This window comes from Ideonella azotifigens, from assembly GCF_006519715.1.
Lineage (GTDB): Bacteria > Pseudomonadota > Gammaproteobacteria > Burkholderiales > Burkholderiaceae_C > Ideonella > Ideonella azotifigens.
Map to the genome: position 1 here is coordinate 1 of NZ_VIDT01000119.1, position 11,291 is coordinate 11,291.

The window sequence follows — 11,291 nt, forward strand, 5'->3', positions numbered from 1 at the left end:
GGCGCTGACGATCTCCATCACCTGCGCGGCCTGCGCGCCGCCCATCACGGCCGTGCGGGCGCTGGGCCAGCTGAAGATGAAGCGCGGGTCGAAGCCGCGGCCGCACATGCCGTAGTTGCCGGCGCCAAACGAGCCGCCCAGCACGATGGTGAACTTGGGCACGTGCGCATTCGCCACCGCCTGGATCATCTTGCTGCCGTGCTTGATCGCGCCGGCATGTTCGGCTTCGCGGCCCACCATGTAGCCGGTGGTGTTCTGCAGGAAGACCAGCGGCGTGCCGCTCTGGTCGCAGAGCTGGATGAACTGCGCGGCCTTGGTCGAGCCGGCCGGCTGGATCGGGCCGTTGTTGCCCAGGATGCCGACGCGGTGGCCGGCTATGCGCGCGTGGCCGCACAAGGTTTCGCTGGCGTAGGCCGCCTTGAATTCGAGGAAGTCCGAACCGTCGACCAGCCGGGCAATGACTTCGCGCACGTCGTAAGGTGTCTTGTCGTCGGCCGGCACCAGGCCCATCAGCTCCTCGGGCTCGTACAGCGGCGCTGGCGCGGCGGCGCGAGCGGGCGTTTCGTCCCACGCCAGCTTGTCCAGCAGCTCGCGAGTGACCGCGATCGCGTCGGCGTCGTTCTCGGCCACGTATTCGCCCAGTCCGGTGACACTGGCGTGCGTCTCGCTGCCACCCAGCTCCTCGTCGGTCACGTCTTCGCCGATGGCCGCTTTCACCAGCGGCGGGCCGGCCAGGAAGATGCGGCTCTTGCCACGCACCAGCACCACGTAGTCCGACAGCCCCGGCAGGTAGGCGCCGCCGGCGGTGGACGAGCCGTGCACCACGGCGACCTGCGGAATGCCGGCGGCCGAGAGCCGCGCCTGGTTCGCGAAGCTGCGGCCACCCTCGACGAACATCTCGCTCTGGTACATCAGGTTGGCACCGCCGGACTCGACCAGGTAGATCAGCGGCAGCTTGTTTTCCCGCGCAATCTCCTGCGCGCGCAGCGCCTTCTTCAGGCCCATCGGCGAGACGGTGCCGCCTTTGAGCGCGGAGTCGCTGGCGGAGATCAGCACCCGCTTGCCGGCCACCTGGCCAATGCCGACGATGCTGCCGCCACCGAGCACGGCACGCTTGCCATCGTCGTCATGCATGCCCAGCCCGGCGAGCGCAGACAGTTCGAGGAAGCTGCTGCCGCGGTCCAGCAGCCTGGCCACGCGTTCACGCGGCAGCAACTGGCCGCGTTTCTCGAACTGCGCCGCTTTACCGGCTGACTCGGCCACCACCAGCGCTTCGAGTTGCCGCACTTCCGCCAGGCGCTCGGCCATGCGCGCCACATTGGCCTGGAAGGCGGGCGCTTGCAGGTCCAGCTGCGAGACAAGCGCGGGCATCAGCGCGCCTCCCCGTCTTGCCCATCCTGCTGCAACACCTGCGGCACGCTGGCGCGGTGAAAGCCGTTCCAGGCGGTGGAGCGCGAGGCCTCCTGGATCGGGAAGATGGCGCTGCCCAGCGAGGCGCCGCCGTCGATCTGCAGCGTCACGCCGGTGATGAAACCCGCGGCCGGCGAGAGCAGGAAGACGATGGCCGCGCTGACCTCGGCCTCCCAGGCCAGCCGGCCCATGGGCACATGCTGCTTCAGCTGCGGGATGATGGCCTTCATCGCGCCGCCATAGGTGTCCATGCCGCTGGAGGCCACCCAGCCGGGCGCCACCGCGTTGACGCGCACGCCGGCCGGCGCCCATTCGTAGGCCGCGCTCATCGTCAGGTTGCTCATGCCGGCACGCGCGGCGCCGGAGTGGGCCATGCCGGGCATGCCGTTGCGGAAGTCGGCCGTCATGTTGACGATGGCGCCGCCGTGGGCCTGCATGCTCTGCAGGTACAGCTCGCGCATCATCAGGAAGCCGCCGGTGAGGTTGTTGGCCACCACCGCGTCGAAGCCGCGCTGGCTGATGGCCATCATTGGCGCCGGGAACTGGCCGCCGGCGTTGTTGACCAGCCCGTGCACCGGACCGCTGGCGCATTGCTCGGCCACCTGCGCCTTGACGGCGGCTCCGTCGCGGATGTCGAAGGCGCGCCAGCTGCACTGGCCGCCGTCCTCGGCGATCTCGCCGGCCACGCGGCGCAGCTTGTCTTCGCTGCGGCCACTGAGGATGAGTTCGGCGCCAAGCGCAGCCAGTTCATGGGCGACGCAGCGGCCAATGCCGGAGCCACCGCCGGTGACCCAGATGCGCTGGCCGGCCAGCAGGCCGGGGCGGAACACGCTGTCGTAGGCGCTTGCGGGAACGCCCAGGGCAGGGCGCGGCGCGGAATGGGCCGTCATGTCTTGTCTCCTGTGTGGCGCCGTGCACCCGGTCATGGCCGGGGCCTCTGGCGTGAGCGGCGGCTGCGGTGAACACAGCGCTGCTTCTTCGCCGGATTTGGCGACAGGGTGACGTTAACGTCAACTGTATTTCTGATAGGGAAATACGCTGATGTTGCGCCAGTTGCGCAGGCCTACGATGCGGCCCGGGTGCTCGTCGCCCAGATGACATAACAAAGCGAACACACCCGCGATACAACAGCACAGGAGACAACCATGGATCTGGCTTCCGCGACCGCATCTTTGCGCGAGAAGGTTGGCACGCAAAGCGGCTTGAACACCACATTGAAATTCGACTGCGGCGACGAAGGCGTCGTGCTGATCGATGGCAGCGCCGAACCCAACACGGTGGACAACCACAACCGCGACGCCGCCTGCACGGTGGCACTCAACCTGTCGACACTGGACGACCTGATTGCAGGCCGCCTGGAGCCGACCACCGGCTTCATGACCGGGCGCTTCAAGGTCTCGGGCGACATGAGCGTGGCCCTCAAACTGCAGCGGGTGCTGTGATGGCAGCGACCGACTTCGCCACCAGTGTGGCCAACAGCTTGTCTGCCTCCCCCGTCCTCAACCTCGTGCCCTCAGACGCCGCGATGCAAGGCCTGTCGGCCGAAGACGCGGTGGCCGCCCACCATGACGACGACACCGCCGAGCTCTTTGGCATCACCGAGCTGTGCAAGGCCTTCGGCATCTCGCTGCGCGCCATCCGCTTCTACGAGGACAAGGGCCTGCTGAGCCCGCGCCGCGTCAATGGCACGCGGGTCTACACCCGGCGCGACCGCGCGCGGCTCGCGCTGATCCTGCGCGCCAAGGCCATCGGCTCGTCGCTGGCCGAAATCAAGCATTACCTGGACCTGTATGGCACACAAGGCGAAGGCCGGCGCCAGCAGATGCAGTATGTGTTCGACCGCACCAGCCAGGCGATTGCCGACCTGTCGCAGAAGCGCGCGCACATCGACGCGACGCTGGCCGAACTGCACGTCATCAACGATGCGGTGCGAAACGGCCTGAACGCGCTCGACTGAAAACGCCGAGTCGCCGCGGCCGCCGGTAGCTTCTGGCTCCGGCGGCCGCGCAACTGGCGCGGCAGGACAAGGGCAAATCCCGGCGGCACGTCAGGGCGCGCACCCTAGAATCGAACACAGCAGCGCATGCAGCTTGCTTGTGCTGCATGGTTGAACGTGCCGTGAGGCCTCAGGCGTCGGCGCTGGCAGCGCAGGCTTGACCGAGCTCCCCCGGTTTTTTGCATTCCGTGTTTTCGTGCGGGCCCGCCAGGGCCGCGAAGGGAGCTTTTGCTGATGACCGAACCCCGCCCGGATGCACCCGGCAGTGCCGAGCCTGCCGCTGAGTCGGCCAGTGCGCCCCGCATCCTGAAGAAGTACCCGAACCGCCGCCTCTACGACACGCGCACCAGCAGCTACATCACGCTGGCCGATGTGAAGGTGATGGTGCTGGAGGGGGCGGAATTCGAGGTGCGCGACGCCAAGACCGGCGAAGACCTGACCCGCAGCATCCTGCTGCAGATCATCCTAGAGGAAGAAGCCGGCGGCATGCCGATGTTCAGCGCCCGCATGCTGGCCCAGATCATCCGCTTCTACGGCCATGCCATGCAGGGCATGATGGGCTCGTACCTCGAGAAGAACCTGCAGACCTTCGTCGACATGCAGAGCCGCCTGGGCGACCAGGCCCGCGGCCTCTACGATCCCGCAGCGTTCACGCCCGAGATGTGGACCCAGTTCATGAGCGGCCAGGCACCGATGATGCAGGGCCTGATGGGCAACTACCTGGAACAGTCCAAGAACCTCTTCGTGCAGATGCAGGAGCAGATGCAAAAGCAGGCCGGGGGGCTGTTCCCGGTGTTTCCGGTGCCGCCGGTGGGCTCCAAAACGCCCAAGTGAGCCACAAATGAGCTGAAAGGCCACCGGGCTTGGGCCGGCCGCCGGGCGCTGGGTGGTGGGGTTTGCGACAATCGGGTCCATGAGCCAAGACCTCGCCAGCCCGCCGGTGCCCGTCACCAGCCAGCAGCCGCCTACCGTTGCGTTTGTCAGCCTTGGATGTCCCAAGGCCTTGACCGATTCCGAACTGATCCTGACCCAGCTCTCTGCGGAGGGCTACCGCACCAGCAAGACCTACCAGGGCGCGGACCTGGTGATCGTCAACACCTGCGGCTTCATCGATGACGCGGTGAAGGAAAGCCTGGACGCGATTGGCGAGGCGCTGACTGCCAACGGCAAGGTGATCGTCACCGGCTGCCTGGGCGCCAAGCAGGGCGACGGCGGCGGCAACCTGGTGCGGGAGATCCACCCCAAGGTGCTGGCCGTGACCGGGCCGCATGCGACGCAGGAGGTGATGGACGCGGTGCACACGCACGTGCCCAAGCCGCACGACCCGTTCCTGGACCTGATTCCCGGCGGCATCCCGGGCGCCGGCATCAAGCTGACGCCGCGGCACTACGCCTACCTGAAGATCAGCGAAGGCTGCAACCACCGCTGCACCTTCTGCATCATCCCCAGCATGCGCGGCGACCTGGTGTCGCGGCCGGTGGGCGATGTGCTGAAGGAAGCCAAGGCCTTGTTCGAAGGCGGCGTGAAGGAACTGCTGGTCGTCAGCCAGGACACTTCGGCCTATGGCGTGGACGTGAAGTACCGCACCGGCTTCTGGGACGGCCAGCCGGTCAAGACCCGCATGCTGGACCTGGTGGCCAAGCTGGGCGAGATTGCCAAGCAACACGGCGCATGGGTGCGGCTGCACTATGTCTACCCGTATCCGCACGTTGACGAGGTGGTGCCGCTGATGGCCGAAGGCCTGGTGCTGCCTTACCTGGACGTGCCGCTGCAGCACGCGCACCCGGACGTGCTCAAGCGCATGAAGCGCCCGGCCAGCGGCGAGCGCAACCTGGAGCGCATCCAGCGCTGGCGCGAGCTGTGCCCGGAAATCGTCGTGCGCTCGACCTTCATCGCAGGTTTCCCTGGCGAGACGGAAGAGGAGTTCCAGTACCTGCTGGACTTCGTGCGCGAGGCGCAGATCGACCGCGCCGGTTGTTTCGCCTACAGCCCTGTGACCGGCGCTGCCGCGAACGAGCTGCCGGGCGCCTTGCCTGACGAGTTGCGCGAAGAGCGCCGCGCGCGCTTCATGGCGGTGGCCGAAGAGGTGTCGATCAACCGGCTGCGCCGTCGCATTGGCTCGACGATGCAGGTGCTGGTCGACAGCGCGCCAGCCATGGGCCGCCGCGGTGGCGTGGCGCGTACCTATGCGGATGCGCCGGAGATCGACGGCACGGTGCGGCTGCTGCCGCCGGCCAAGGCTTCGACCCAGCTGCGCATGGGCGAATTCGCCCGCGCCCGCATCGTGGCCGCCGAAGGCCACGACCTGGTCGGCGAGCCGATCTGAACGCCGGCCTCAAAAGAATGAGCGACACCTCCGAAGGCAGCACCCCCACGCCCCAGCGCAACGACACGCTGGCCACCGAACTGATCCATCACCCGTACAAGCCTCCGGCGGATTTTGAATCCCCTGCGGTCCCGGTCTTCAAGGGCTCGACCGTCTATTTCCCGACGGTGGCTGCACTGCGCGAGCGCACCTGGGCCGACAAGAGCGGCTACACCTACGGGCTGCACGGTACGCCGACCAGCTTCACGCTGGAATCGCGCCTGGCCAGCCTGGAGGGCGCGAAGCACGTGATCCTGGCGCCCAGCGGGCTGTCGGCGCTGACCATCGTCGACATGGCGCTGCTGCAGCAGGGCGATGCGATGCTGCTGCCGGACAACGTGTACAACCCGAGCAAGGACTTCGCGCGCAACGAACTGGCGCGCTGGGGCATCAGCCAGCGCCTGTACGACCCGATGCAGCCGGCCTCGCTGGCCGCGCAGCTGGACCGCGAGGTCAAGCTGGTCTGGCTGGAAGCGGCCGGCTCGGTGACGCTGGAGTTCCCGGACCTGCGCGCCCTTGTGCGCACGGTGCGCGAGAAGGCGCCGCAGGCCGTCATTGCGCTGGACAACACCTGGGGTGCCGGCATTGCCTTCAATGCTTTCGACCTGGGCGAAGGCCTGGGCGTGGATGTGACCATCCACGCGCTGACCAAGTACCCTTCCGGCGGCGGCGACGTGCTGATGGGTTCCATCGCCTGCCGCGACGACGCGCTCAACGACAAGCTGACGTGGACCCACAGCCGCCTTGGCATCGGCGTGGGCATGAACGACGTGGAGCTGGTGCTGCGCGCCTTGCCGAACCTGCCGCTGCGTTATGCCGCGCAAGACGCTTCGGCCCGCCGCATCGCCGAATGGGCGCAGGCCCAGCCGCAGGTGGCACGGGTGCTGCACCCGGCGTTGCCCGGCTCGCCGGGTCATGCGCACTGGGCCTCGCACTGCAAGGCCGCGGCCGGCCTGCTGACGCTGGAGATCAACGCACAGTACACGCCAGCCCAGGTCGATGCATTTGTCGACGGGCTGCGCTACTTCCACATTGGCTGGAGCTGGGGTGGCCCGGTCAGCCTGGCGGTGCCGTACCAGGCCAAGGGCATGCGCAAGCTGGCCACGCCTTACCAGGGCACGCTGGTGCGCCTGTGCATCGGCCTCGAAGCGACCGATGACCTGATTGCCGACCTGGCGCAAGGCCTGGCAAGGCTGGCCGAAACTGCGGCGCCTGCTGCAGATCCTGCGCTCACCGCGACCGCAGGCTAGGCGACGAAGCCGCCGTCGTCTGCCAGCGTGAAGGCGTCGGTGGCCTTGACCAGCTCGGCGGCGATGCCGGGCTCGTAGGAAGAATGCCCGGCGTCCGGCACGACGACCAGCTTGGCGCTGGGCCAGGCGTCTGCCAGTGCAAACGCATAGCGCACCGGGCAGATCACGTCGTAGCGGCCGTGCACGATCACGCAGGGCAGGTGGGCGATCTTGGTCACGCCGGCCAGCAACTGGCCGGGCTGCAGGAAGGCGCGGTGGTGGAAGTAGTGCGCTTCCAGCCGGCCCACGCCCAGCGCGATGGCATCTTCGCCGAATGAATCGACCGTCACCGGATCGGGGATCAGTTGCAGGCAGGAGCCTTCGTAGCGGCTCCAGGCGCGCGCCGCGGGCGTGTGCACGGCAGGATCGTCATTGGCGAGGCGACGGTGGTAGGCGGCGAGCAGGTCGCTGCGCTCGCCTTCAGGCACCTGCTGCGCAAAGGCTTCCCATTCCTTGGGAAAGAACTGGCGCATGCCGTAGAGCCACCAGTCGATCTCCTCGTCGCTGACCAGCCAGATGCCGCGCAGCACCAGGCCCAGGCAGCGCTCGGGATGGGCCTGCGCATAGGCCAGCGACAGCGTCGAGCCCCATGAGCCGCCAAACACCAGCCAGCGCTCGATGCCCAGCAGTTCGCGCAGCCGTTCCAGGTCCGAGATCAGCAGCGGCGTGGTGTTCTCGCGGCATTCGCCCAGCGGGGTGGACTGGCCGGCGCCGCGCTGGTCCAGCAGCACGATGTGGTACTTCGCCGGGTCGAAGAAGCGGCGGCTCTTGGGCGACGTGCCGGCCCCCGGCCCGCCGTGGATGAAGATGACAGGGATGCCGGCCGGGTTGCCGCAGCTTTCCCAGTGCAGCGTGTGCAGTTCGTCCACGGCGAGCCGGCCCGTGCGGTTGGGCTCGATGGGCGGATAGAGGACTTGGTCCAGAGAGGTGAGGGCGGTGCGCATCGTCGCATTGTCCGGCAAGCCACTGCGCCCTCGCGGCGGCCGGGGCCTGCCATTGGTGTTTGCACCTTGGAGTTATTTTGAAGATACCCCCACAAATGAAGTGCAGGTTGTCGTACAACAGGTCCCAATATTGCAAAGTCGCAGGCACGAGCGAGGGCAACCCAAAAGGCACGCCTTCATGAAGCGCCGAACCTCGGCGCGCAGTTCCAGACCTCAGCGATTTACGGCACAGGAGGCCGAATCTTCACCATGGCATCTCGTTTCATCTCTTCACGCGCCCGCGGCTGGCAGTTTGCCGCACTGGCCCTGTCCGCCTCCATGCTGCTGGGCCTGCCGATGCAGGCGGCGCAAGCTGCGGGTGGCGCAGCGAAGGTGGCCATCGCCACCACGCCGATCCCGGCGACCATGAGCCAGCTGTACGCCTTCAAGCTGGACGATGGCCAGGACGGCCGCACCGAACTGGTCCGCGGCAGCGACGGCGCCTGGTATGGCGTGACGATTGGCGGCACCGGCGACTACCTGCATGGTGCGATGTTCAGGCTCAATGACAAGGGCATCGTCAAGATGCTGGCCGGATTCCCGGGCAACGAGACCATGGGCGGCCAGCCCGGCTCCACGCCGGTGGAAGGCGCAGACGGCGCGCTGTATGGCACGACCCAGCTCGGTGGTGCGAACAACTACGGCACGGTCTACCGCTTCGACAAGAAGACCCACGAGGTAAAGACGCTGTATTCGTTCTCGCCGCTGCAGCCCTTTGCGATCGTCAGCTACACCTTCCTCACGGCCGGGCCGGATGGCTGGCTGTATGGCACCTCCGCCAATGACGGCAGCAGCGACAACGGCATGATCTTCAAGCTGCGCACCGACGGCAGCGGCTATCAGGTGCTGCACAACTTCACCGGTGGCAGCGACGATGGCGCGCATCCCTTGGCGCCCATGATGCTGAGCAAGGACGGCTGGCTTTACGGCACGACGCGCAGCGGTGGCGACAGCAACGTCGGCGTGATCTTCCGCCTGAACCCGGCCGACGGCGGCTTCCAGACCGTGAACCACATGCACAGCGGCGGTGAACAGGACCCGGCGCTGTCATCTGCTGCGCTGATTGAGGATGCCGAGGGCAACCTCTACGGCGTGTCTGAATACGGCGGCGAATTTGGCGACGGTGCGGTCTTCAAGCGCGGCACGGACGGCACGATCACCACGCTGTCCTCGTTCATCCACCACGGCGTGCACCCGTATGGCCCGACCACCAGGCTGGCGCGCCGCGAAGACGGCGTGTTGTTCGGCACGACCCGCTGGGGCGGCCACAACAAGCGCGGCGCGCTGTATGCCATCAAGCCGAAGAACAACACTTTCCAGATCCTGCATAACTTCGGTGAAGGCGGCAAGCAGGACGGGCGCTTCCCGTGGGGCGGCACCACGCTGGCAGCCGATGGCAACCTCTACGGCATGACGGCCGGCGGCGGCAGCAAGTACAGCAACGGCACGCTGTACAAGGTCACGCTGACGCCCTGAGCGCCGAGGCCGGCCCGCGCTTGGTCGCCGGGCCGGTCAGTCCTTGCTGGGAGATGAGACCTTGTGTCGCATCAGCTGGCCTTTTTATCGAAAGGCCCAGCCAGCGCTTTGCGCTCAATCCTTCGGATTGGATGAGACTTTGTGTCGCATCAGCTGGCCCTTTTCTCTCTCCCAGTCCCGCTTCTTTTCGGTCTCGCGCTTGTCGTGCTGGGCCTTGCCCTTGGCCAGCGCGATCTCGGCCTTCACGCGGCCGCCCTTGTAGTGCAGGTTCAGCGGCACCAGCGTGAAGCCGCGCTGCTCGACCTTGCCGACCAGGCGCTTGATCTGCTCCTTGTGCAGCAGCAGCTTCTTGGTCCGGTCGGCCTCGGGATTGACGTGGGTGGACGCGCTGCCCAGGGCATTGATGCGGCAGCCGATCATGAACAGCTCGCCGCCGCGGATCAGCACGTAGCCGTCCGTCAGCTGCACCTGCCCAGCGCGGATGGCCTTGACCTCCCAGCCTTCGAGCACCACGCCGGCTTCGAACTGTTCGTCGATGTGGTATTCGAAGCGCGCGCGGCGGTTTTCGGCAATGTAGGCAGAGGTGGTGGACATGAGGTGGAAGGTGAGGGCGGCGAAGCCAAAGGAAAGGCAGGGCCGCCTAGAATGCCCTGCATTGTATGAAGCACGTCAAGAAGTCCGTCCTGCTCTGGTACTCGCCAGCCGAGATGTTCCGGCTGGTGACCGATGTGGCTGCCTATCCGCAGTTCCTGCCGTGGTGCGATCGCGCTGAAATCCTCTCGCAGGACGCGCACAGCATGACCGCCAAGCTGCACCTGGCCTATGCCGGGCTGCGCCACGCCTTCACCACCCGCAACACCAACGTGCCGGACCGCGAGGTCCGCATGGAACTGGTGGACGGGCCATTCTCGACGCTGGACGGCCTGTGGCAGTTCCTGCCGCTGGGCAAGCCGGGTGCAGCGGAGCAGGCCTGCAAGATCGAGTTCGACCTGCGTTATGCGTTTTCCAGCCGGCCCTTGGAACTGGTGCTGAGCCCCGTGTTCGACCGCGTGGCCAACACCTTTGTCGACGCCTTTGTCAGCCGCGCCGAGCAGGTCTATGGCAAGCGCTGAGGTAGGCCCTGCGGCACTGCTGCATGTCGAGGTGGTTTACGGCAACGGCCCGCGCAGCGTGGACCACGTTCAGCTGAGTTTGCCGCAGGGCTCTACGGTGGCCGACGCGCTGCATGCCAGCGGCATCGTGGCCCGCCATGGGCTGCACCTGGACGAGCAGTTCAGCGTGGGCATCTGGGCCAGGCAGCAGCCGCTGAGCGCTGTGCTGCGCGAGGCGGACCGGGTGGAGGTCTACCGGCCCTTGCAGGTCGACCCGAAAGAAGCGCGCCGCCAGCGCTATCGCCGGCAAACAGGCACCAAACCGCGCCGGGCTTGAGTGGCTGGCACGGAGCGGCAAGCCCCCCAGTCGCTCAGTTGCAGTTGGAGTTGACCAAGTCGCGGGCGCGCTGGGTTTCCTGCTCGCGGCCCTGGTCGTCCAGCACCTCGCGCTCGCCTTGTTCATTGGGCCGCGAAATGCGCACGCCGCTTTCCAGCGTCTTCAGCTGGTTGCGCGCGCGGCGGCAGTTTTCAGCCTTGACCGATGCGGTGCGCTCCTTGTCCGCCGATTCCTTGGCCTGCTTCTGGGCTGCCTGGTCGGCCAACAGCTTGCGCTTGCGGGCTTCCAGTTCGCGGTCGGTCGACGGGGCGGAGGCGCCGGGCGCGGGGATCAATGCGTCGGTG

At 67.1% G+C, this 11,291-nt stretch carries 12 protein-coding genes and 1 pseudogene; 8 read left to right on the forward strand and 5 right to left on the reverse strand.

Annotated elements, in window-relative coordinates; translation table 11 throughout:
• Both FKP22_RS10155 and FKP22_RS10160 read right to left on the reverse strand, forming a co-directional pair.
• Positions 1 to 1,371: acyl-CoA carboxylase subunit beta (locus FKP22_RS10155; RefSeq protein ID WP_141287379.1), on the reverse strand; the 1,371-nt coding region annotated here is incomplete at its 3' end.
• Positions 1,371 to 2,300: an SDR family oxidoreductase gene (locus FKP22_RS10160; protein ID WP_141287380.1), complete on the reverse strand. Its 930-nt coding sequence runs from the start codon at positions 2,298 to 2,300 to the stop codon at positions 1,371 to 1,373. The genes FKP22_RS10160 and FKP22_RS10155, both read right to left, overlap by 1 nt.
• A 255-nt stretch (positions 2,301 to 2,555) precedes the next feature.
• Between FKP22_RS10160 and FKP22_RS10165 the strand changes: the two genes are divergently transcribed.
• From FKP22_RS10165 to FKP22_RS10185, 5 genes are all read left to right on the forward strand, one after another.
• Positions 2,556 to 2,852, forward strand: a complete 297-nt coding sequence (locus FKP22_RS10165; protein WP_141287381.1) for an SCP2 sterol-binding domain-containing protein — start codon at positions 2,556 to 2,558, stop codon at positions 2,850 to 2,852.
• Positions 2,852 to 3,367, forward strand: a complete 516-nt coding sequence (locus FKP22_RS10170) for a MerR family transcriptional regulator (RefSeq protein ID WP_231011139.1) — start codon at positions 2,852 to 2,854, stop codon at positions 3,365 to 3,367. Before FKP22_RS10165 ends, FKP22_RS10170 begins: the two co-directional genes overlap by 1 nt.
• A gap of 273 nt (positions 3,368 to 3,640) precedes the next feature.
• Positions 3,641 to 4,240, forward strand: a complete 600-nt coding sequence (gene phaR / locus FKP22_RS10175) for a polyhydroxyalkanoate synthesis repressor PhaR (protein WP_141287382.1) — start codon at positions 3,641 to 3,643, stop codon at positions 4,238 to 4,240.
• Positions 4,241 to 4,319: 79 nt separating this feature from the next.
• Positions 4,320 to 5,732 (forward strand): 30S ribosomal protein S12 methylthiotransferase RimO, encoded by a 1,413-nt coding sequence (gene rimO / locus FKP22_RS10180; RefSeq protein WP_141287383.1) that lies wholly within the window; start codon positions 4,320 to 4,322, stop codon positions 5,730 to 5,732.
• Between the two features lie 17 nt (positions 5,733 to 5,749).
• Positions 5,750 to 7,021 carry a PLP-dependent transferase gene (locus FKP22_RS10185; RefSeq protein WP_141287384.1) on the forward strand — a complete coding sequence of 424 codons (1,272 nt, stop codon included), beginning with the start codon at positions 5,750 to 5,752 and terminating at the stop codon, positions 7,019 to 7,021.
• Here the strand turns inward: FKP22_RS10185 and pip are convergent.
• On the reverse strand, positions 7,018 to 8,004 hold the full coding sequence (pip, locus tag FKP22_RS10190) for a prolyl aminopeptidase (RefSeq protein ID WP_141287385.1): 987 nt from the start codon (positions 8,002 to 8,004) through the stop codon (positions 7,018 to 7,020). The genes FKP22_RS10185 and pip overlap by 4 nt on opposite strands.
• 249 nt (positions 8,005 to 8,253) lie before the next feature.
• On the opposite strand from pip, the gene FKP22_RS10195 reads away from it, so the two are divergent.
• Complete coding sequence (locus tag FKP22_RS10195) at positions 8,254 to 9,519, forward strand: choice-of-anchor tandem repeat GloVer-containing protein (protein WP_141287386.1); 1,266 nt, start codon at positions 8,254 to 8,256, stop codon at positions 9,517 to 9,519.
• A 114-nt stretch (positions 9,520 to 9,633) separates the two neighbouring features.
• On the opposite strand, the gene smpB is transcribed toward FKP22_RS10195, so the two are convergent.
• Entirely contained in the window at positions 9,634 to 10,113 is a 480-nt protein-coding gene (smpB, locus tag FKP22_RS10200) for an SsrA-binding protein SmpB (protein WP_141287387.1), read from the reverse strand.
• A 65-nt stretch (positions 10,114 to 10,178) separates the two neighbouring features.
• On the opposite strand from smpB, the gene FKP22_RS10205 reads away from it, so the two are divergent.
• Positions 10,179 to 10,631 carry a type II toxin-antitoxin system RatA family toxin gene (locus FKP22_RS10205; RefSeq protein WP_141287388.1) on the forward strand — a complete coding sequence of 151 codons (453 nt, stop codon included), beginning with the start codon at positions 10,179 to 10,181 and terminating at the stop codon, positions 10,629 to 10,631.
• On the forward strand, positions 10,618 to 10,947 hold the full coding sequence (locus FKP22_RS10210) for an RnfH family protein (protein ID WP_211361363.1): 330 nt from the start codon (positions 10,618 to 10,620) through the stop codon (positions 10,945 to 10,947). The genes FKP22_RS10205 and FKP22_RS10210 overlap by 14 nt, the downstream gene beginning before the upstream one ends.
• A gap of 34 nt (positions 10,948 to 10,981) precedes the next feature.
• Here FKP22_RS10210 and FKP22_RS31925 read toward each other — a convergent pair.
• Positions 10,982 to 11,291 (reverse strand): annotated as a pseudogene (locus FKP22_RS31925) (DUF4124 domain-containing protein); the annotation flags it as partial.

Coding starts and splice junctions, on each gene's coding strand:
- FKP22_RS10205 (WP_141287388.1), top strand. CDS start 10,179: ATGAAGCACGTCAAGAAGTCCGTCCTGCTCTGGTACTCGCCAGCCGAG.
- FKP22_RS10160 (WP_141287380.1), bottom strand. CDS start 2,300: ATGACGGCCCATTCCGCGCCGCGCCCTGCCCTGGGCGTTCCCGCAAGC.
- pip (WP_141287385.1), bottom strand. CDS start 8,004: ATGCGCACCGCCCTCACCTCTCTGGACCAAGTCCTCTATCCGCCCATC.
- FKP22_RS10210 (WP_211361363.1), top strand. CDS start 10,618: ATGGCAAGCGCTGAGGTAGGCCCTGCGGCACTGCTGCATGTCGAGGTG.
- rimO (WP_141287383.1), top strand. CDS start 4,320: ATGAGCCAAGACCTCGCCAGCCCGCCGGTGCCCGTCACCAGCCAGCAG.
- phaR (WP_141287382.1), top strand. CDS start 3,641: ATGACCGAACCCCGCCCGGATGCACCCGGCAGTGCCGAGCCTGCCGCT.
- FKP22_RS10165 (WP_141287381.1), top strand. CDS start 2,556: ATGGATCTGGCTTCCGCGACCGCATCTTTGCGCGAGAAGGTTGGCACG.
- FKP22_RS10170 (WP_231011139.1), top strand. CDS start 2,852: ATGGCAGCGACCGACTTCGCCACCAGTGTGGCCAACAGCTTGTCTGCC.
- smpB (WP_141287387.1), bottom strand. CDS start 10,113: ATGTCCACCACCTCTGCCTACATTGCCGAAAACCGCCGCGCGCGCTTC.
- FKP22_RS10195 (WP_141287386.1), top strand. CDS start 8,254: ATGGCATCTCGTTTCATCTCTTCACGCGCCCGCGGCTGGCAGTTTGCC.
- FKP22_RS10185 (WP_141287384.1), top strand. CDS start 5,750: ATGAGCGACACCTCCGAAGGCAGCACCCCCACGCCCCAGCGCAACGAC.